This window comes from Citrifermentans bremense (genome assembly GCF_014218275.1).
Lineage (GTDB): Bacteria > Desulfobacterota > Desulfuromonadia > Geobacterales > Geobacteraceae > Geomonas > Geomonas pelophila.
The window spans coordinates 3197967-3218759 of record NZ_AP023213.1 but is presented as its reverse complement, the minus strand read 5'-3'; the positions used below and the strand labels follow the sequence as shown (position 1 = coordinate 3218759).

The following is a 20793-nucleotide window of genomic DNA, read 5'->3' as shown; positions in this document are numbered from 1 at the left end:
GTCAGTGATACATCATCTCATCACCGCCTCGAAAGCTCCCCCGCAGCAGCTTCAAAAATGCTTGTTCCTCATGTATTCACTATGTTAGTCCCCCCTCTCTCCTTCCTTTCGCTTTTTTGTGTGACGTTTTGCAGCAGTTGGTACCGATATTGCCTTTGTATACAAACAGGCAGTTCACGAGGCGGATCCCTTTATTCAAAAAAAATCCCCCCCAACCTCCCTTCGCAAAGGGGGGAGATTAAGAAATGGGAGTGGCGGCATGGCACTGATCGATACCTATGGCAGGCGCATAAACTACTTGAGACTCTCGGTCACGGACCGCTGCAACATGCGCTGCAGCTACTGCATGCCGGCGCAGGGCGTGGAGAAGCTTGAGCATAAAGAGATGCTGAGCTACGAGGAGCTCTATCGCGTGGCGGGCGCCTGCATAGCGCAGGGCATAGAGAAGATCAGGGTGACCGGCGGGGAGCCGCTGGTGAGAAAGGGGATCGTGCCCTTCCTGGAGCGCCTGGCGCGGGTGCCCGGCTTGAAGGAGCTGGTGCTGACCACCAACGGGCTGCAACTGGAGGAGATGGCGCTGCCGCTCAAGCGCGCCGGGGTGGCGCGGCTCAACATCAGCCTCGATTCGCTCAAGCCCGAAGTCTTCGCCCGCATCACCCGCGGCGCCGACCTGAAGCGGGTGCTCTCGGGTATCGAGGCAGCGGAGCGGACGGGTTTCAGCAACCTGAAGATAAACATGGTGGTGATGCGCGGGGTGAACGACGCCGAGATCCTGGACTTCGCCGCCCTCAGCGTCACCAAGCCGTACACGGTGCGCTTCATAGAGTACATGCCGACCCTGCTGGACGAGGGATGGAACGCGCAGAGCATGCCCGGGAGCGAGATCCTCGCGCGGATCGCGGAGCGCTACCCGCTGCTCCCCATGGTCGGCGCGGAGATGGCGGGCCCGGCCCGCAACTTCAAGATTGAGGGGGCGGCCGGAGCCATCGGCATCATCACCCCGGTTTCCGGCCACTTCTGCGAGAGCTGCAACAGGATCAGGGTCACCGCCGCCGGCAGGATGCGCGGCTGCCTCTTCTCCGACCAGGGGGTGGACTTGAAACCGCTTTTGCAGAGCCTCGACCCATACCGGCTCCAGGAAGAGATCCGGCGCATCGTGACCCACAAGCCGGGACGGCATCACATAGCCGAGCCCGAGGCGGAGAAGATAACGGTCAACATGTCCCGCATCGGCGGGTGAAGCAGGGGCTAGGGGCTGGGGACTGGGGGCTGGCAACAGCACCAGAAGGATCGGAACTGGGACCAGCATCGGGAGCAGGGAGGAAAGAGATATGTCGGGTTCAATAGTCGCGGTAAGCATGAGCAAGAGTAAAGGGGAGAAGAAGACGCCGGTGGAGTCGGTGCATCTCAGGGAAAACTTCGGCATCATCGGCGACGCCCATGCCGGCGACTGGCACCGTCAGGTAAGCCTTCTGGCCCAGGAGAGCATCGACAAGATGGTTTCGCTGGGGCTCTCCGTGGGGCCCGGCGACTTCGCCGAGAACATCACCACCCGCGGGGTTGACCTGGTCAACCTCCCCATAGGCTCCCGGCTGGCCATAGGCCCCGTGCTGCTGGAGATTTCCCAGATCGGGAAGGTCTGCCATACCCGCTGCGCCATCTTCTACCAGGCGGGCGATTGCGTCATGCCCAAGGAAGGGGTGTTCGCCACGGTGGTGAGCGGCGGCGTGGTAAGGCCCTCAGACGAGATCGAGCTGCTGTAACAGGGCAGCATTAAAAAAAAAGGACGTAGCAACCAAGGGGGAGTGTATGAAGGACCGGAGCCAGAAGAAAGCCAACATCATCTCGATCCGCATGAGCGACGAGGAGAGGGACGCCATTCAGCAGCTTATGGACAGCAAGGGGAAGAAAGCTTCTTCCATCATGCGGGAGGCTTTCGCCCTGTTCAAGGAGCAGTGGGAGCTTTCCAAGCGTATGGAAGCGCCGCTGGAGCAGTAGCCAAGCCTAAGCCTCAAAGTCTGAAAAATCTGCAATAGGGAGTTCTTTCCATGTACGTGGTTGCTTGCATTAAACAGGTTCCGGACACCACCCAGGTGCAGATCGACCCGGTGACCAACACGCTGGTGCGCGACGGTATCCCCTTCATCATCAACCCCTACGACACGCACGCGCTGGAGGAGAGCCTGCGCATGAAGGCGCGCTACGGTTTCAAGGCCGCGGCCCTCTCCATGGGTCCCCCCAACGCCGAGGCGGCCCTGAGAAAGGCGCTCGCACTAGGGGTGGATGACGCCATCCTCCTCTCCGACCGCGCCTTCGGCGGCGCCGATACCCTTTCCACGAGCAACGTCCTCGCTGCCGCCATCAGCAAGCTGGCGCAGGACGACGAAGTGGGGATCGTGTTCTGCGGCAAGCAGACCATCGACGGCGATACCGCGCAGGTCGGCCCGGGCATAGCAATCAGGCTCGGCTTTTCGCAGCTTACCCTGGTGGACCGCATCGAGCACTTGGATTTCCTGGCCAAGAAGATCAGGGTCAGGCGCAAGCTTGAGGGACGCTACGAGATCGTGGAGGCGAAACTCCCAGCCATGATCACCGTGGTGCGCGAGCTGAACCGCCCCCGCTACCCAACGGTGCCGATGCGTCTCAAGGCCGCCAAGGGCGAGGTACGGGTCTGGGACAACAGCGAGTTGAAACTCGATCCCAACAGCATCGGGCTCAAGGGGTCGCCTACCTGGGTGAGCAGGATCTTCTCTCCTGAGCGCAGCAAGGGGGAAATGCTCGGAGACGGCCTGAACGACCCGAAAGGGACGGCCCGCCTGCTGGTGGAGCGGCTTCTGGCCAGGGACATGCTGGCGGTTTAGTCACTAAAAAAACCTTATGGACTGAATGGACGCCATGGACTTGGTGGACGTGATGGACGTGACCGAAAGTGGGGAGAAAGATGAGTGAGGCAAAACCTAAACTGAAAAAGCCGCGCGGGAAGGTTCGGCTCTTAGAAGGTAAATGCATCGCCTGCGGCGCGCGCTGCCAGAGCAGCTGCCCGGTGGACGGGATACAGATGAGTGATGCGGGGGAGCCGCAAATAGAGCTCTCAAAATGCATCGGCTGCCTTAAGTGCGTGAAGGCATGCCCGGGCTCAGCCCTGGAGATCTTCTACAGCAAGGAAGAGCTGGAGATCCTCGCGGCCCTTGCCGGCCAACAGGACCTCGCCGAGGAAGAGGCGGACCCCGAGGAGCTGGCACGGCGCGAGTACGTCTCCGGATTCCGCGGCGTCTGGGTCTTCGTCGAGCAGACCGAAGGCGAGGCCGCCCGCGTCTCCTGGGAACTGATGGGGAAGGGGAAGGAACTTGCCGCGAAGCTCGGCGTCGAGCTTTGCGCAGTGGTGATGGGGCACAAGGTGGAGCACCTCTGCCACGAGGCGTTCAGCTACGGCGCCGACAAGGCCTACCTCATGGACCAGGCCGTGCTGGAGTATTACCGCACCTACCCGTACCTCGACGTGCTTTGCCACCTGATCGACCGCTACAAGCCGGAGATCGTGCTCATGGGCGCGACCGGCATGGGACGCGACCTGGCAGGCGCCGTGGCGACCCGGGTAAAGACGGGCCTCACCGCCGACTGTACCGGCCTCGACATCGATGCAAAGCGCAACCTGATGCAGACCCGCCCGGCCTTTGGCGGCAACATCATGGCGACCATCATGTGCGACCGTTTCCGTCCGCAGATGGCTACGGTGCGCTCCCACGTGATGCCGATGCCGGCGCAGACCGCAGGCCGCAGCGGCAAGATCGTCCACGCTTCATTCCCCTTGAGCGAGTCCGACGTCTTCACCAAGGTGCTGAAGGTGATCCGCGACAGCAAGGCGGGGCAGGTCGACATAGCGGGGGCTGAGTTCATCGTCTCCGGCGGCCGCGGCATGATGGCCAAGGAGAACTTCGCCATACTGCAGGAGCTGGCCGACGAGCTGGGGGGCGTGGTCGGGGCATCCCGCAGCGCGGTCGACGCGGGGTGGATGCCCGGCGACCGTCAGGTGGGACAGACCGGCAAGACGGTGCGGCCGAAGATCTACATCGCCTGCGGCATCTCAGGCGCCATTCAGCACCTGGTGGGGATGCAGGACTCCGACCTGATCATCGCCATCAACCGGGACAAGGAAGCCCCCATCTTCGAAGTGGCGAGCTACGGCATCGTGGGGGATTTGTTCGAGATCGTCCCCGCCATCACCGCCACGCTGCGCGAGCTTAAGGCCGCGAAGAACCCGGGCGGTCAGGCGGCGGATCGGGACGTAGAGGCGGCGTAAGCCCTCCCTCACCCTAACCCTCTCCCAGGGGGAGATGGAACCTTGTTACAGCACTATCGAGAAGGGATATTACTATGCAACCTGATCCTGTTATCTTCACGCCGCTATTGGCTGCGGCCTGCACCATCTTCCTTTGGAGCTGCTACCGCCGCTTCAGCCTGGTCACCGTAGGCACTGCCGAGGACCGTTTCTCCAGCACCATGGAACGGCTGCAGGGGATGTTCGTCTACGCCTTCCTGCAAAAAAGGGTGGTGAAGCGTCCCTTCGGCGTCAACCACGTGTTCATCTTCTGGTCCTTCCTTGTCCTGGCCGTGGCCAACACGGAATTCCTCGTCTCCGGCGTCTTCCCGGCGGCGAAGCTTAGCCTGCTGCTCCCGGCGGCGCTCTACCAGCCGCTTCTAATCGCGTTCGACCTGGTTTCGCTCTTCGCCCTAGTGGCCGTCGCCATCGCCCTGGTCCGGAGAGCCGTCGCACCTCCCTACAAGGGGGCGCGGACCGGCGAGGCGTTCGCCATCCTCTCCATGATCGGTACCCTGATGCTGGCCTACTTCTGCTTCCATGCGGCCGAAATTGCCATGGGGCACGAGGCCGCGGCTCACGCCATGCCGCTTTCCTCGGCGCTTGCCGCCGCTCTCTCCGGCTTGAGCTCGGAAACCCTCGGCACCTTGGGCGTGGTCTCCTGGTGGCTCCATGCCGGTGTGCTCCTTTTCTTCCTCAACTACCTCCCATACAGCAAGCACATGCACATCCTCGCCGCCATCCCCAACTGTTATTTCAAGGGGCTGGGGACGCCGAATACACAGGAGCGCGAGGAGTTCGCCGAAGGAAACGTCTACGGCGCAGGGAGCATCGAGAATTTCACCTGGAAGGATCTCTTCGATTCCTTCTCCTGCACCGAATGCGGGCGCTGCGAAAACGCCTGCCCCGCGGCCGCTACCGGCAAGCCGCTCAACCCGCGCCGCGTCATGCACGACATCAAGGTGAACCTCCTGGCCAATGGCGCCCAGCTGCAGCGCGGCGGCGTGGCAACGGTCCCGGTGATCGGTGAAGGGGAGGGGAGCGTGGAAGCCGACGCCCTCTGGTCCTGCACCACCTGCGGCGCCTGCCTCAACGCCTGCCCGGTCTTCATCGAACAGATGCCCAAGATAAACAAGATGCGCCGGCACCTGGTCCAGATGGAGGCAGATTTCCCCGAGGAGCTTTTGAACCTCTTCGAGAACATGGAGCAGCGCTCCAACCCGTGGGGTATCGCACCGGGCGACCGCGGCAAGTGGGTCGGCGGCCACGAAGTAAAACCGTTCGAGGCGGGCAAGACCGAGTACCTCTTCTACGTAGGCTGCGCCGGGTCCTTCGACTCCCGCGCCAAGCAGGTCACCCTTTCCATGGCGCGGATCCTCGATGCCGCCGGCGTTTCCTGGGGGATCCTCGGCAAGGAAGAGAAGTGCTGCGGCGACAGCGTGCGCAGGCTGGGGAACGAATATGTCTTCGACAAGATGGCGCGCGAGAATGTGGCCATGTTCCAGGAGAAGAAGGTCACCAAGGTGATCACCCAGTGCCCGCACTGCTTCAGCACCCTGAAAAACGACTACCGGCAGTACGGGCTGGAACTGGAGGTGATCCCGCACGCCGAACTGATCGAGCGGCTGCTGGGGGAAGGGAAATTGAAGCTGGATATGCACGAGGCGAAGGGTGGCAACATCGTGTTCCACGACTCCTGCTACCTCGGGCGTCATAACGGCATCTACGAGGCGCCGCGCAAAGTCATCGCCCAGGCGACCGGCACGGCTCCCGCGGAAATGCCGAGAAACCGTGAGAACTCCTTTTGCTGCGGCGCCGGCGGCGGCCGCATGTGGCTCGAAGAGCACCTGGGGGAGAGGATCAACCTGAACCGGGTGAACGAGGCGCTTTCGGGATCCCCCGGCACCATCTGCGTCACCTGCCCGTACTGCATGACCATGATGGAAGACGGCCTCAAGGACCGCGCCAGCGGCGAAACCAAGGTGAAGGACATCGCGGAAATCGTTGCAGAGGGATTGAGAGGGACCGCTTAGCCGTCTTTCCGAAGCGATCGAAACAGAGGAAGACCATGATGCAACAATGTGCCGCTGCCGCGCTTTCCCAATTTCAGGCCACAGAGCCCGCCTTCCTGGAGTACCCCTCCAAGTTGTTCGTGGAGACGACCAGCCGCTGCAACCTGAACTGCGTCATGTGCATGAAGCAGAATTCCGGCGGCAGCATGCGGGACGGCGATCTCGCCCCGGAGCTATTCCAGGCGCTGGAGCCGGCGTTCGCGAACCTCGACGCCCTGGTGCTGAACGGGGTCGGGGAGCCGCTGATAAATACCCGGCTGGAGCAGTACATAAGCCACGCCCGGAGCCGCATGCCCAGAGGGAGCTGGATCGGGTTCCAGTCCAACGGCCTGCTTCTCTCGAACCTGCGCGCCATTTCGCTTCTTGACGCGGGGATCGACAAGATCTGCCTCTCCATGGACGGGGTCGACGCCTCGACCTTCAGCGCCATCCGCGCCGGAAGCGAGCTCGCCGACCTGGAGCACGCATGCAAGGCGCTATTGTCCGCCAAGCTCGCCTGCCGCCGCCCGGAGATGGAGATCGGCGTGGAATTCGTGGTCATGCGCGACAACCTGGCGCAACTTCCGGCGGCGCTCTGCTGGGCCGCCGAGCGCGGCGTCAGCTTCGCCATCGTTTCGCACCTGCACCCCTTCGACGAACCGCACCTGGAAAGCTGCAGCTACGACCTGTGCAGCGACGAGGCGATCACCCTGTTCCAGAGCTGGAAGAGCAAGGCGGAGCTGAAGGGGGTGGAGATAGGGCGCTACTTCGAGATCCTCTGGAACTACAAGAAGTCGCCCGAGGAACGGCGCATCATCGATTTCGTGGCGGCCATGAAGGCGGACGCGCAGCAGCGCGGCGTCACCCTCGACCTGAAAAGGCTCTTCGCCATGAACACTTCCCGCATCGAGCAGAGCCAGGGGATATTCGAGGAGGCGGCATTCGTGGCGCGCAAGCACGGCATCGACTTGAGGCTTCCGGAGATAGCGCGCAGGGAGAAGCGCGGCTGCGGTTTCATCGAGCAGGGGAGCGCCTTCATTTCCTGGGACGGCGGGATGCATCCCTGCTACCACCTCTGGCACCCCTGCCGCTCCTTCGCCAACGGCTGGGAGCATGCCGTGCAGCCCCGCGTCTTCGGAAGCATCGCCGAACGCGGCGTGATGGAGATCTGGAATTCCGAGGAATTCATTCGTTACCGGCAAAACGTGCTGCGCCACGACTACCCTTCCTGCGCCGAATGCAACACCTCTCCCTGCGACCTGGTTCAGGCCGAGCGCTTCGAGCAGGACTGCTACGTGAACTCCGAGCCGTGCGGCAGCTGCCTCTGGAGTTCCGGGGTGTTCCGCTGCCTGGACTGACCACCGTTACAAAAAAGGGGACAGCTTTACTTTCTGATCGAAGTAAGCTGTCCCCTTTAGCCATCCACGAAGCTATCCTCTAAAGATCCCCCGTCATCTCCTGCAGGAGATACAGCTTCACGTTCACCTTCTTCACGCAGTCGATCACTTCGCGCAGCTTTTCCTCGTCGAGTTCGCATTCCTCATCGATACCCTGGAAGTAGGGGTAACCCTTGGGGAGCGGGGTCAGGGCGCCATCGCGCAGCAGCATGACGTCGACCAGGTCGTTAACCCGTCCCTCCGCCTCCCACGGGTCGCGGTAGTTGAACTGCCGCGCCACCACGTGGAGCCCCATGCCGTTTTCGAACAGCGCCTTCACCTCGAAGGAGAATTCCCTGGGGGCGCTGTAGCTGTCACTTCTGCCGGACCTCACCATCACCTCGGCGCCCGCTTCCTTCAAAAGTTCCCCAACCGATTCGGCGGTCATCGGCTGTGCTGTATCTTCCATCGGTCAAACCTCCAGTCTCAATTCGACGCCCCAGGGCGCCGGTTTTTCTCCCTCCGCCGTCAGCACCCAGAGGGTCGGCAGTTCCATCTGCTCGGGGACAGGTCCGATGCCGTCGGTCAGGTAGATCACCGCCGCGGGAGCGGGGTGCAGCGTCTTCGCATAGGCGAAAACGGGCCTCAAATCTGTGAAGCCGCCGCCGTCGTAGCGTTCGGGGGCGAAGGCGCTCCCCTTGAACGCCTCCACCCTCTGTATCTTGCTGTTGGCGTAAAGGACGGTGATGGAGGCGTCGCGTCCCCGCGCTATCTGGACCAGCTCCCTGGCGAACGCCTCGCGCAGCTCCACCGCGTTGGTGGAGTCGCTCACGTCGATGCCGACCAGCAGGTTGAGGCGGTGGCGCTTCCGGGTTCCGGGGGTCACGTGCGCGAAGCGGCGGTGCTCCCTCATCCAGGTCCCCTGTCTCCCCAGCCGCCCTGCGGTGGCGACGAACTGCCGCAGCACCTGGCGCCAGGGGATGGGGGAGGGGCGCAGCAGCCCTTCGACTACCTCCCTGATCTCGTCGGGGGCTTCCCCGTCGCTTGCGCGCAGGCTGTCCCGGGTCAGCGACGCCAGCATCTCCTGCGCCAGGGGAAGCGGCGTGCTGTCGGCGTCGCTCCAGAGGGCGTGGTCGTCGAGGGTCGAGGCGGAGCGGTCCCCCTTCCCGGCACCCGCCGCGCCTTGCCGTTCCTTTTCCGCGTCTCCGAAGCCGCTTCCTTCCAGGTTGCCGATGTCGAAGGGGGGGACCAGCTGCTGGTAGTACTCCTCCGCGGCAAGCCCCTCCGGCATCTTGTACTGGGAGGGGTAGAGCGCATCGGCGGGGAGCCCCTCGCTTCCTGGATTGATGGCCAGGTCGCAGGCGATGTCCCAGTCGTGGGCGTTGCGCCCTTTGCCGCGCAGCATGTGCAGGTGCAGAAGGTGCTTCACCAGGTGCTCCAAAAGCGCCTGCTGCTCGATCGCCGAGTATTCAGCGAAAGAGGCCGGGTCGACGGCGATGGTAGGGGTGCCGTTACGGATGGTGACCCCGGCGGGCTTTCCCCGAAGCTCCCGCTCCTCGCGGCGCAGGTTCAGGATGAAGTGCCCGTAAAAAGGGCGCTCGCGCAATAGCCTCACCACCGCGTTTTCGAGGACCCCTGCGGACACCTTGTCACCCCGCCTGCTGGTTTATGGCGTGGATCGCGTCGTAGATCACGTGGTCGTGCTTGTCGTGGACCAGTCGGAGGGCGACCTCGGGGATCTTCAGGAGCGTCTTCACGAATCCGAAGCGAAGGTCCCGCGGCAGCAGCGCGATGTAGGCCACCAGGTTTTCCTCCTGCTCGTCGCTCAGCTCCGGGAAGACCTGCAGTGTCGCGGTCAGGTCGTTGATAGTGGCAGCCTGCACGTCGTCGCGCTGCGCCCCGGCCCGCTTTGCCACGGCCGGCCAGTCGTTGAGGACTTCCTGCGCGGTGATGGGGCGCCCCTGGCGATCGGAGAGCCAGCGCATGAAGGTTATTGCCGCCTCCCTCCCCACGACCCCGGCGTAGACCTCCATCTCCAGTTCCGCCGGGAAACTGCAGTTTTTCTTCAGGGTGCTCACCATCTCCCACGCCCGCTCACTCGGCTCGACCTGCAGGTCCATAGGCATCCCCTGCTTGGCCAGGAGGTTCTGGTTCCCACCCAGGAATTGCCGTACCTCGCCGGAGAGGTCGCGCCTTTGCGCATAGCGGGCCCAGCACTGGTAATCGGTCTCCACGTAAAGCATCACCATGCGGTCCACCAGGGCGCGGTCGAGCGTCGCCACCTGGTAGCTCCCGTCGGGAGGGTTTATGCTCACCACCACCTTGTGGCGGCGGGATAGCTTGTGGGTATGGATGGCGCGGAGCATCCCCTCGGCGGGGGGTTCCACGAACTGGAATATCGCCTGCAGGGTGTCCTCCTGCTGGGCCCGGTTCAATTCGTCGCAGTGGATCACGGTCGGGGGCTCGTCGTCCCCCGGCATCCAGCTTGGGCGCGACCACTGCATCACGTCGCCGCTGCGAAAGGGGATCCCCACCAGGTCGCCCACCTCCATCTGCCCCAGGCGCAGCGAAACGTAGCGCCGCTCCAGTTCGCGGCAGCTCTGGATGATCCCGGCGCTTTTGCCCACGCCGCGGTGGCCCACGATGCAGGGGGTTAGATCGGTCTTGGAGAGGATCTCCTTCACGACGATCTTCATTTGTTCGACGTTCATGGCAGCTTTCCTTCCTGTGTCCTTATTAGAGGGGAAACGATATCTTACACATAAGCTGCTCGTCATAAAAGAGGTAAAACCGTGAAACTGTTGGCCACAGAGAAAAATCTGAGAGAACCGAAGCAGCCGAAGGCTTGAATTGAAAACATTGGCAAAGACAAAATCTGAGGAAACCGAGCGGGGAGAGTCTTGCAAAAAAAACCAACAACAAAGGTACTTTGGGGAAAATGAGGGGGGGACGCGGGAGGGAAAAACTATCGATCCTGAGATTATCCTTTACGTTTGACGAGTTTAATTTTGTGGTAGTATTACCGCTGTAATTAAAACCACCCCGGATGGAGGAGAAAACTCATGGGACATAAAGAAAGCTGCACGGGAGGGGATGCCGTCTTCCTGCTGGTCGGCGGCTTGATTGGGGCCGGACTGGCGCTCCTGATGGCTCCGCAGGCGGGAAAGAAAACTCGGAAGTACCTCTGTTCGTTGGCCGAAGAGGTGAGCGGAAAGGCTAATGAGGCAGTTTCCGATTTCGCCGAAACCATCTCCGATTTCGTCGATACCGCGACCAGCCGCGCCACCGAATTCGTGGAGGAGAGGGCGAACCTCAGCAAGGACTCCAAGAAGATGCTGCTGTCCGCACTCGACAAGGCACTGGAAAAACTGGAAGAGCAGAGGAAGAAGCTCGAGAAGAGCATATAGGTGCAAGTAGCAAAACCAATCCAAAACGCGGGAGGTATTACCATGGCAAGAGAGCCTTGGGTCGATCAGGATGTCTGCATCAGTTGCGGTCTTTGCACGGACAACGTGCCGGAAGTGTTCAGGTTCGCCGACAACGGCAAAGCCGAGTGCTATGATCCGACCGGCGCCTCGGAAGAGGAGATTCAAAGCGACGCCATCGACGTCTGCCCGGTCTCCTGCATCCACTGGCGCTGATCTTTGGTGAACGGCAGGGACGCTCCGTCCCTGCCGCTGTCCGCAGACGGGGAGGTAAGCACCATGACGCACATCGAAACCTCGCGGGTCAACGAAATGATCGGGATCAACATCGGCAAGGTCCAGCAAGTGGCGCAGAGGCTGAATACGACAATGGAGCTGGAAGAGCTGGAGTCGCAGATCTCGGAGCTGGAAAAGACGATCTCGGAACTGAAGGAGAGCCTCATGGCGCTACCCTATCGAAGAGTCCTCGCCTGACCTTTCCCTGCTTAACTTCGGCAAAAAAAGGCCGCTTCCGTCATGGATGCGGCCTTTCGCTTGTCCTCTCTCCCACTGAAGCCTAGGAAGGGGGCCTGCCGCCTTCCCATCGCCAGCTCCCCTGCTAGGCGTCCTCGAACTTGGTCCCTTTCCGACACCAGCGGCCGCCGCTGACGATGGAGGAAAGGGCCCCCTCGCGCTCCACGGTATCGGCGCGGATGGAGAGATAGACGTGGATCGGGATGAAGGCGAGGAATATCCACATGATCAGCTGGTGGACAAGGCGCAGGTACTGTACTCCGATCAGGTCATCGAACCAGACGAAGTAACGCAAAAGCCAATGGTCCGGTGCGTACAGGGCGTAGAGGGCGAAGCCGGTGAAAAGGGCGGCCAGGCCGACGCCGAAGATGGCGGTGTAGGCGATCTGCTGCAACGGGTTGTGCCCGATGTAGTGGGGGGGGCGCTCGAAACGGCAGAAGAGGTAGTTCTTTGCTACCTGGACCAGGTTGTTCAGGTCGCGCTTTTTCACCGGGAAGAGGGCGTACCAGCGCTGGAAGCGATTGGAGGCGAGAAAGAGCCCGGCTATGCGCAGGATGGCGGCGCAGAGAAGAAACCATCCCGCGACGAAGTGGGTGAGCCTGAGCCAGCTCAGGTAGTTGGAGTACCCTTGCGATACGCCGTAGATGAAACGGCTGCTCCCCATCAAAAGGCCGGTCAGCGACAGCACCAGGATCAGGAAGACCGAAAGCCAGTGCAGGACGCGCAGCTGCCAGTCCCAGACGGTGACGTAGTTGAAGTCCGCGGGCTCTTCGCTGCGGGTACTCTTATGCCGCGTGGCCCGGATCGGAATGTACCCCATGAAGGTCCAGTTTTCCTCCCCCTCCGGACCCGGCTTGGCCTTGGCGATGCCGAGCGCCCGGTAGCCGCGGGTCATCCTCATCTCGGCCTGCAACTCCGCCCGGAAGCGGGTCGCCTCGTCGGCGCGGCAAAGATAGAGGATGGCGTCGACCTCGCCGCGGGCGATCAGCTCTTCCTCTTTCTCTCCCACCCGTCGCACCCGCGCGATGCTTCGCGCGAGCTGCGGCTCCAGCGGCGTGAAAGCGGTCTGCTCGAAGTGCCGCAGGTCGTCCTTACGGGAGGCGGCGCTCAGAAGAGCCAGGTCCACTGGGTCCCGGGTGCCGACCGGCGCGCCTAACGCCGCCAGAAGCATCAGCTCGCTCCTTTTGCCGCCGCCGAAGGGAGCCGGATCAGCCAGCTCGATGCGGAGTTCGTCCTCGGGGATGTCGAAGATCTTCATCGCACTTTCACCTCGAGCCCCGAACCGTCCGGTAGCAGCATGTGCACGGCGCAGGACAGGCACGGGTCAAAGGAGTGTATGGTCCGCAACACCTCGACCGGGCGCTTGGGGTCTACCAGCGGATGCTTCTTGTCTCCGGCCAGCGCCTGTTCGTAAGGTCCCATCAGGCCGTTGGGGTCGCGTCCCGAGCTGTTCCAGGTGCTCGGCACCACGCACTGGTAGCGGGAGATGCGGCCGTTCTCTATCTCCACCCAGTGCGACAGCGTCCCGCGCGCGGCCTCCAGGTATCCCATCCCCTGCGCCTGCTTGGGCCAGCTCTCCGGCTCCCAGAAGTCCGCGTTGAATGTGGAGACGTCACCCGACCGGACCCGCTCATTCAGGGCGGCGAACCACTCTTCCATCCGTTTGGCGAGGATGACCGATTCGAGCGCCCGGCAGTAGGTGCGCCCTAGCGTGGAATTGAGCGCCTCCACCCCGGCTTTGAGCTGACCCAGGTCGCGGTTCGCCAGCTGTACGGTTTCAGGGTGCCCCTGCGCATAGGCCAGCATGATCCTCGCGTTGGGGCCGACCTGCACGGGGCGTCCGTCGTAGCGGGGCGCCTTGCACCAGGTGTACTTCTCCTGGTCGGACAGCTGACGGTAGGGGGGCTTCGGACCAGTGTAGTTCGGGTCCGTCCTTCCCTGCCACGGGTGCAGCCCCTGCCGGTCCCCCTCGGGGTAGAGGTACCAGGCTGAGGAGACGAATTCGGCTACCATCCTCGGATTGAAGGGGCGTGGCGTGCGGTAATCGCCGTCCATGAGGAGCCCGGCTGCGACCGGCTTCCCCGCCGGCGTGCCGGAACAGGAAAAGGCGCTCTCCCCGACCGCCATCATGGTGGGGGAGGAAACGCCGATGGAGGCGTATTCGGGGTAGAAGCCGGCGATGGCCATTACGTCAGGGTAGTACACCTCGTCCACGAAGCGGCGCGCCTCCCTGATCAGCTCCCCCAACTGGTCCAGCCGCACCTTGTTGATGGTGAGCTGATTGTCCAGATTTATCGAGGTCGCCATCCCCCCCACCAGGTAGTTGGGATGCGGATTTTTCCCCGCGAAGATTGTGTGGAGCTGGATGATCTCGCGCTGCCACTTGAGCGCCTCCAGGTAGTGGGCGACCGCCATCAGGTTCGCCTCGGGAGGGAGCCGGTAGGCCGGGTGCCCCCAGTAGCCGGAAGCGAAGATCCCGAGCCCGCCTTTGGCCGAAGTCGCGACCCGCTGCTGCACCTCCTTGAACCAGGTGGCGGAGTTGTTGGGCCAGGGGGAGATGGTTGCGGCCAGGCGTGAGGTTGCGGCGGGATCGGCGGACAGGGCGCTCATCACGTCCACCCAGTCCAGCGCGTGCAGGTGGTAGAAGTGCATCACGTGGTCCTGCAGGGTCGCCATCCCCGAGACCAGGTTCCGGATCAGTTCGGCCGACTCGGGAATACGGCATTTGATGGCGTCCTCGACCGCCCTGATCGAGGCGATGGCGTGGACGCCAGTGCAGACGCCGCAGATGCGCTGCGCGAAGGCCCAGGCGTCGCGCGGGTCCCGCCCTTCGAGGATCTTTTCGATGCCGCGAAACTGGGTGGCGCAGGCCCAGGCGTTGCTGATCCTGCCATCCGCGGCCTCAAGCTCTATCCTCAGGTGCCCCTCGATCCTGGTTATCGGGTCAATGACGATTCGCTCTGTTGCCATCGGTTTTCTCCTTGCCGTGGTTCCGTTGTTGCCGCCAGCTGAAAATCCTTTCCTGCCACGCTTTGCTGAGGTTCATCCGGGAATTCCGGGGAATGACACACACGAAGCGCTGCGCCAGCCCTGACTGTCCCCCCTTTGCGAAGGGGGGACAGGGGGGATTTGCTTAGGAATCCTTCTCCTTTTCCTTCTGCTTAACGCCTGGTTCTTCCCGGTCCCCCAGTACCGCCAGCGGCAGGCTTTCGGGTTCGGCCCGGCGGGCCCGGTGCTTGGCTATCACGGTTGCCGCGGAGTGGACCGCGACCGCGGCGACCGAGGCTGCGACGGCCGCAACGCCGATGGTGTTGGCGGTGGCCTCCACGCCGAGCCCCGGGACGGTAATGCCGGGGAGGCGCCGGTAGAACGGGGTCATGCGGTCGTAGAAGTGGCGCTCGGTGCAGCCAAGGCAGGGGTGTCCGGCCTTGATGGGGAAACTCACCCCATCGTTCCATTCGATGGTGGCGCAGGGGGCGAAGGTGGCGGGGCCCTTGCACCCCAGCTTGTAGAGGCAGTGCCCCAGGCGGGCGTTCTGGTCGTCGAAGCGCTCGGCGAACTGCCCTGCGTCGAAGCTTGCGCGCCGCGGGCACTTGTCGTGGATGCGCTGGCCGTATGCGAAAAGCGGGCGCCCTAGCCCGTCGAGCGGAGGGGTGTGGCCATAGGCGAGGAAATAGGTGAGGGTGGCGCTGATGGTCTCGGCGATGGGGGGACAGCCGCTGATGTTCACCACGGGGCGGTCCCTGATCACGTCCGCTACTCCCACCGCGCCGGTGGGGTTGGGGGAGGCTGCCTGGACGCAGCCGTACTCGGCGCAGGCACCGATGGCGACGACCGCTGTGGCGTTGGCCGCGGCACGCTCCAATACGTCGCGCGCGGAGCGGCCGCCGATGGTGCAGTAGACGCCACCGTCTTTAAGCGGCACCGAGCCGTTCACCAAGAGGAGGTGCGGCTTTGTCTGCGCTGAGGCGAGCGCCTGTTCGGCCGCCTCTCCCGAGGGAGCCATCAGGAGCTCGTTGTAGTCGAGCGAGATCTGTTCCAGGACCAGTTCCTCGACCGGGGTGCTCGCCGAGCGGAGCAGGCTCTCGACGCAGCCGGTGCACTCCTGCAACTGCAGGTAGACCACGCTCGGGCGCCGTGCCGCCTCAAGCCTCCCCGCGAGCTCCTGCGCAAATGCGGTCTTGCTTCCCCCGAAGACCCCGCCGACGCCGATGAGCGCCGCCATCTTGCCGCAGAAGGTGAGAAATTCTCGCCGTGTCACCCCCCGCCGTTTCAGCAAATCTCCGAAACTGTCGCCGTCGCGCCACTGCTGAAGATCTTTCATGTCCCAGCTCCATCCGGCCTTGGACCGGTTCTATGAACGGAGACGATCTGCGGTGGGGTGGCTCGCGAGGCAGAAGGTTTCCGGCTCGATAATCCAGCTAGTTGTATGTTAACCCGCTCAGGTGGCGTGTCAAATTAGAGTTGCTGCAACTTTTTTTTCCGATTATGGCTGTTATGCTTAGAAAATTATAATTTAAGGTCCGGCCGACTCTGTTCCTAATGGGAACCGCCGGGCCGGTAGCGTCCTGATAAGAGGGAGCGTCATGAGAAAAGGTAGAGTGCCCAGCGCGTTGCCGCGCATCCTTTTTTGGCTCTGCATCCTGAATCTCTGCCTGCTGGCGGCCGCGGGGAAACTCCTTGCGGCCGAAGCTTTTCCGGGACTGCCCTGGTGCAGCGTCCCCCCTTCGGCGGGAGCCGGGGTAAAGCCCAACCTGCTGCTCATGCTGGACAATTCCGGGAGCCTCTACGATCTCGCATATACGGACCCCAGCGCCTACTGCATCGACGACACCTACTCCAACGCCAACTCCTACCCCGGATACTTCGAGGAAGGTACTGTCTACAGCTACGACTTCATTTCCGGCAGCTTCAAGGCATCCGCCGGCACGCTGCCGGCGGGGTGCGACACGGTGGACAACGGCTACCTCTGTGTCGGTATGGCGCCTGCCGTTGCTCCGGCAAAAAATCGCACCGTGAACCGCTTCCTCGCCAGCGGCAGGTTCCTCAACTGGCTGACCATGTCCAAGCTGGACCTGGAAAAAAAGGTGCTGACCGGCGGGAAATATCTGGCGGCCGCAGGCTCCGGGATGCTTCTGGCTGAAAGCCGCGGCTGCCGGGGGGAGAAGTACATGAAGATTACCTCGGATGCCCCCCAGGTCACCTTCGCGGTGCGTGGCCCTGCCGCCACCGATCCTGACTATCTGGACGCTGAGCATGCTGGCGGACTGACCAGGATCGAGGTCTATGACAAGCAGTACAACGTGAAGGAGTGCGCCAAGGCGGTGAGCGATTTCCAGGCAGGGAACAAGAATCTGCTCCGCAAGGGAGGGGCGAACTGCCTGGGAGAAAGCAACTGGTGGGAGGGAAAAAGTCAAGATGGCAAAGACATTCCCAGCGCCTATAAGACCTACAACGACGCCATGGCCAACTGTTTTCTCGACCCCACCAAGGTCTTCAACCCCGTCATCGCGGGCGACTGCAACCTCAGGATCTACAACATCTATCACCAGCAACCTGAAAGAATAAGCCTGATTCCCGGGGCCTATGACCGTATCTGCGGCAGAAATATCAAGCATCCGCGTTACCTAGACGAATCGGGCTACCTGGGTGAGTTCTGGGACGGGCACGGCATAAGCGGCGGAGTGGGGGCGGAAAACGAGGCACGCGAGTTCTGCCGTGAGGCGATAAAAAAGGCGCCCGCCACCGATCCGCTGGACAGCGCGAGTATGTCGGGAAACATGGAAGTCCCCGCATACCTCCTGGAGTTGGGGCTTTTGAACCTGGGGGCGGTGACGGCGACGCTGCAGGCACGGGTCGTGGTCCCTTCGGCGCCGTCCGGGGTGATCCAGGAATTTGCCTCCGCCATCAACTTCGGAGCCATGATCTTTAACGACAGCGGTGCCGCTTCCGAGTGCAAGGCGGAGGAGGTCCCCTTTGGGGCGATCCCCTGCCGAAAGGTCAAGCACTGCCTGAAGTCGGGAGTGGACTCTGGAAGCACGTGTGTTAGCTCCGCCGATTGCGACCCGGGGTACGGCTGCGTTGAACTTCCTGCGGGAAGCGACGGGGGGAGGATCGCCGCCGCCGTCGACTCCAACGTAGGGGATCACAGCTCCGGGCTGATCGCGACCCTCGACCGGATCAGGGCCGATGCCTGGACCCCTCTTGCTGAATCCTTTTACAACGCAATGGGCTACTTCTCTGGCCGCACCGACATGCGCCTGCAAAGTGGGGATTTCAGGACGAGCCCCTCCAACTACAGCTGCCAAAAGAACAACGTCCTCATCCTCACCGACGGGACCTCTTCAGCCGATCGCCATAAGGCGGTGAACGATTTCGTCGCCGACGCGGTGACGCGCTGGGGGAACGGAGGAGGGATGCCCGACTCGAAGACGACTGTCTCCGGCGATCCACTTCCCCTGTTCCAGGGGAGCTACAACCTGGATGACCTCGCCTGGATTGCCAGGAACAGGAGCCTTGCCGACTTCTCGCAGGTGCCGGCATCCAACAAGGACTACATCTCCACCTACGTGGTCTATACCGGCCCCCCCTGCGCGTCCCGGGACAAAACCGGCGTGTGCCTGGGCGATGAGAGCGTGGCTGAGAAAATGATGCAGCTCACCGCCCTCAACGGTGGGGGGAAGATCGCCAACGCCCAGGACCTGGAGACGTTGGAAAAGGCGCTGCGCGGGATGATGCAGGACATAGCGGGAGGCTCCGGCACCTCGCCCGCCATGCTCTCTACCGGCGAGCGCAACGGTGCCCTTTATCTGCAGGACGAGTTTCACCCGTTGAAGAGCTTCGACGGTGGGAAGACGTCCGCTGCCTGGATCGGCGAGATGCAGGCGCTTTGGTACTACATCGATCCGCTGCTCGGGAGCATGACCGGGGAGGGGAGCACCGTCAGGGAGGACACACCGGAGCAAAAGACGCTGAAGCTCAAGGAAAACCTGGTGGTGAACTTCGTTTTCGACAGCTCCAGAAACGAAAGCCATGCCTATCTCCTCAAGGACAGCAACGGCGACGGCATCGGCGACAGTAACCCCGCACACGAGGACAGATTCATCACCGACCAGCCTGCCGAGGTCTCGCCGGACGACCTGCGCAGCCTTTGGCGGGCCGGGCGGAGCCTTTGGCTTAGGAGCTCGTCGCATCGCACCATATACACCCAGCTCTCGGGGGAACTCGTCGATTTCACCAGCACAGGCCTCGACACATCCTCGAACCGTGCCGGGATCAACGATCTTTTGCAGGCATCCGGTGAGCAGGAAGCAAACAACATAATCAACTACGTCAGGGGAGCAAATATCCCCGGGTACAGAAGCCGCAGCGTGGTCGTGCCGGGGGTGAACCAGGATCATGCCTCGGTCTGGAAGCTGGGTGACATCATCTCCTCTTCCCCGCAGATGCAGTCCGCGGTGCCGCTGGGGAGCTATCACCTGCCGGTGCCCAGGGGGTACGGCGACACAACCTACGGTGAATTCATAGGCACCGAGTCCTATAAAGATCGCGGCATGGTGTACGTGGGGGCCAACGACGGGATGCTGCACGCGTTCCGGCTGGGGACGCTCGCTCCCAACGTCACCGGGGACACCGTGGCTCGTCTTGAGGGGGATAGCCTGGGCCGGGAGGAGTGGGCTTTCGTCCCCAAGAACGCGCTTCCCTACCTCAAGTACCTGGGCCATCCCAACTACCGCCACCTCTACTACGTCGACGGCGGCCTCACCCTTGCCGATGTCCGGATCGGCAGCGGTGCTGGTATCGACAGTTGGCGTACCGTTCTCATCGGGGGGATGGGGCTTGGGGGGGCGAGTTGCGCCAGTGGTAAAGACTGCGTTACCTTGCCCTCCGCCACCGCCTCCGACAAGGTAGGATATTCCTCCTACTTCGCCCTGGATGTCACCGACCCGGAAGCTCCGAAGCTGCTCTGGGAGTTCAGCGATCCGCGGCTTGGCTTCGCCACGGCCGGCAGCGCCATCCTTCGCTCTGGCGACAAGTGGTTCGCTGTGTTGGGCTCAGGGCCGACCGGTCCGATCGACACAGCTTCGCAGCAGTTTCTCGGGCACTCCAGCCAGCCCCTCAGGTTCTTCGTCCTTGATCTTGCCACCGGAACCCCTTTGCGGACCATCGATACCGGGATTGCGGAGGCCTTTGCCGGCTCCTTGAGCGGGGGAGGGATCGACGCAGACAAATGGCACCCGTTCTCACCCACCACCAACCCCGGCAACTACCAGGACGACGCCCTCTACGTAGGCTACACCAAGAGGCTCGGGACCAAGGAGCTTTGGAGCGACGGGGGGGTGGGGCGGATTGCCACCAAGGAGAGTTCCAATCCAGCCGACTGGGTCTGGAACCCGCTCATGGACGGCATCGGCCCGGTAACCAGCGGTATAGCCCGGCTTCAGGACCGCAGTAAGCAGAACCTATGGCTTTTCTTCGGGGGGGGGAGGTACTTCTTCAAGGAAGACGACCTAAAGGCGCCGGAGAACCGGAGGCTCGCCCTGTACGGGGTGAAGGAACCCTGTTATCCGAAGGTGGAGGGAACCTCGAAACAGGACAGGTTCGACGCAACCTGCCTTACCCAGCCGGGAGAGAAGACAAAAGTTCTTGCCTCCGCGCTGGTGGACCAAAGTGACGGGACCCTGGAGAAGAAGGTTAAACCGGAGGATCCGGGATGGCGCATCGCCCTGGATGGCGGTTCAGGCGAGCTGGGGGACGAGAGGCTCCTTACCACCGCGACTGCCAGCACCAGCGGGGCCGTCTTCTTCAGCACCTTTAAGCCCAGCTACAACCCCTGCCAGTTCGGCGCCTCCTCGCTCTGGCGCGTCACCTACAACACCGGTCTTGAGGTGCCGAATGGCCTCGTAAAGGGGAGAGCGCTGGTGCGAGTGGCGACAGGCGCCCTCCAGCCTATGGACCTGGGAGGAGGGTTCACGCAGAAGGACAACAGGCGCACCGGCGGAGTGGACGGCAAGCCCGGCGGCATCAAGCTTGTGACCAACAGCGGGCTGCGTCCGCTGAAGAAGATCATCCACATTCAGGAACGCTGACCCTTGGAAAACGGAGACAAC

The 20793-nt window shown here is 62.6% G+C and carries 17 protein-coding genes; 11 read left to right on the top strand and 6 right to left on the bottom strand.

Going from position 1 to position 20793, the window contains the following annotated elements; translation table 11 throughout:
- The first annotated feature begins 259 nt into the window (after nucleotides 1-259).
- The 7 genes from moaA to GEOBRER4_RS14010 all read left to right on the top strand — a co-directional run bounded on the left by moaA (nucleotide 260) and on the right by GEOBRER4_RS14010 (nucleotide 7727).
- Nucleotides 260-1240, top strand: coding sequence for a GTP 3',8-cyclase MoaA (moaA, locus tag GEOBRER4_RS14040; RefSeq protein WP_185242838.1), 981 nt, complete (start codon nucleotides 260-262; stop codon nucleotides 1238-1240).
- Nucleotides 1241-1331: 91 nt separating this feature from the next.
- Nucleotides 1332-1763 carry an MOSC domain-containing protein gene (locus GEOBRER4_RS14035; protein ID WP_185242837.1) on the top strand — a complete coding sequence of 144 codons (432 nt, stop codon included), beginning with the start codon at nucleotides 1332-1334 and terminating at the stop codon, nucleotides 1761-1763.
- A 46-nt stretch (nucleotides 1764-1809) separates the two neighbouring features.
- Complete coding sequence (locus GEOBRER4_RS14030; protein WP_185242836.1) at nucleotides 1810-1998, top strand: hypothetical protein; 189 nt, start codon at nucleotides 1810-1812, stop codon at nucleotides 1996-1998.
- A gap of 50 nt (nucleotides 1999-2048) precedes the next feature.
- A complete protein-coding gene (locus GEOBRER4_RS14025; protein ID WP_085812072.1) occupies nucleotides 2049-2861 on the top strand; it encodes an electron transfer flavoprotein subunit beta/FixA family protein in 813 nt (270 codons plus the stop codon).
- A gap of 80 nt (nucleotides 2862-2941) precedes the next feature.
- Nucleotides 2942-4300 (top strand): electron transfer flavoprotein subunit alpha, encoded by a 1359-nt coding sequence (locus GEOBRER4_RS14020; RefSeq protein ID WP_185242835.1) that lies wholly within the window; start codon nucleotides 2942-2944, stop codon nucleotides 4298-4300.
- A 74-nt stretch (nucleotides 4301-4374) separates the two neighbouring features.
- On the top strand, nucleotides 4375-6351 hold the full coding sequence (locus tag GEOBRER4_RS14015) for a (Fe-S)-binding protein (RefSeq protein WP_185242834.1): 1977 nt from the start codon (nucleotides 4375-4377) through the stop codon (nucleotides 6349-6351).
- Nucleotides 6352-6389: 38 nt separating this feature from the next.
- Nucleotides 6390-7727 carry a radical SAM/SPASM family putative metalloenzyme maturase gene (locus GEOBRER4_RS14010; protein WP_185245336.1) on the top strand — a complete coding sequence of 446 codons (1338 nt, stop codon included), beginning with the start codon at nucleotides 6390-6392 and terminating at the stop codon, nucleotides 7725-7727.
- A 79-nt stretch (nucleotides 7728-7806) separates the two neighbouring features.
- Here GEOBRER4_RS14010 and GEOBRER4_RS14005 read toward each other — a convergent pair whose 3' ends face one another.
- The 3 genes from GEOBRER4_RS14005 to GEOBRER4_RS13995 are packed head-to-tail and all read right to left on the bottom strand — an operon-like array spanning nucleotide 7807 to nucleotide 10456.
- Complete coding sequence (locus GEOBRER4_RS14005; protein ID WP_185242833.1) at nucleotides 7807-8214, bottom strand: hypothetical protein; 408 nt, start codon at nucleotides 8212-8214, stop codon at nucleotides 7807-7809.
- A gap of 3 nt (nucleotides 8215-8217) precedes the next feature.
- The gene (locus GEOBRER4_RS14000; protein WP_185242832.1) at nucleotides 8218-9390 is read right to left on the bottom strand and encodes a vWA domain-containing protein; all 1173 of its coding nucleotides are present in this window, start codon (nucleotides 9388-9390) and stop codon (nucleotides 8218-8220) included.
- A gap of 4 nt (nucleotides 9391-9394) precedes the next feature.
- A complete protein-coding gene (locus GEOBRER4_RS13995; protein ID WP_185242831.1) occupies nucleotides 9395-10456 on the bottom strand; it encodes a hypothetical protein in 1062 nt (353 codons plus the stop codon).
- A gap of 351 nt (nucleotides 10457-10807) precedes the next feature.
- Between GEOBRER4_RS13995 and GEOBRER4_RS13990 the strand changes: the two genes are divergently transcribed.
- The 3 genes from GEOBRER4_RS13990 to GEOBRER4_RS13980 all read left to right on the top strand — a co-directional run bounded on the left by GEOBRER4_RS13990 (nucleotide 10808) and on the right by GEOBRER4_RS13980 (nucleotide 11644).
- Nucleotides 10808-11152, top strand: a complete 345-nt coding sequence (locus tag GEOBRER4_RS13990) for a YtxH domain-containing protein (RefSeq protein WP_185242830.1) — start codon at nucleotides 10808-10810, stop codon at nucleotides 11150-11152.
- Nucleotides 11153-11194: 42 nt separating this feature from the next.
- Complete coding sequence (locus GEOBRER4_RS13985; protein WP_185242829.1) at nucleotides 11195-11386, top strand: ferredoxin; 192 nt, start codon at nucleotides 11195-11197, stop codon at nucleotides 11384-11386.
- A gap of 63 nt (nucleotides 11387-11449) precedes the next feature.
- Nucleotides 11450-11644, top strand: coding sequence for a hypothetical protein (locus tag GEOBRER4_RS13980; RefSeq protein WP_185242828.1), 195 nt, complete (start codon nucleotides 11450-11452; stop codon nucleotides 11642-11644).
- A gap of 124 nt (nucleotides 11645-11768) precedes the next feature.
- Here GEOBRER4_RS13980 and GEOBRER4_RS13975 read toward each other — a convergent pair whose 3' ends face one another.
- The 3 genes from GEOBRER4_RS13975 to GEOBRER4_RS13965 form a co-directional block, all read right to left on the bottom strand.
- Nucleotides 11769-12941 (bottom strand): cytochrome b/b6 domain-containing protein, encoded by a 1173-nt coding sequence (locus GEOBRER4_RS13975; protein WP_185242827.1) that lies wholly within the window; start codon nucleotides 12939-12941, stop codon nucleotides 11769-11771.
- Complete coding sequence (locus GEOBRER4_RS13970; RefSeq protein WP_185242826.1) at nucleotides 12938-14653, bottom strand: nickel-dependent hydrogenase large subunit; 1716 nt, start codon at nucleotides 14651-14653, stop codon at nucleotides 12938-12940. Before GEOBRER4_RS13970 ends, GEOBRER4_RS13975 begins: the two co-directional genes overlap by 4 nt.
- A gap of 163 nt (nucleotides 14654-14816) precedes the next feature.
- The gene (locus GEOBRER4_RS13965; protein WP_185242825.1) at nucleotides 14817-16007 is read right to left on the bottom strand and encodes a hydrogenase small subunit; all 1191 of its coding nucleotides are present in this window, start codon (nucleotides 16005-16007) and stop codon (nucleotides 14817-14819) included.
- 262 nt (nucleotides 16008-16269) lie between these two features.
- Here GEOBRER4_RS13965 and GEOBRER4_RS13960 point away from each other — a divergent pair, with 262 nt between their 5' ends.
- Nucleotides 16270-20772: a pilus assembly protein gene (locus GEOBRER4_RS13960; RefSeq protein ID WP_185242824.1), complete on the top strand. Its 4503-nt coding sequence runs from the start codon at nucleotides 16270-16272 to the stop codon at nucleotides 20770-20772.
- Nucleotides 20773-20793: the final 21 nt, after the last annotated feature.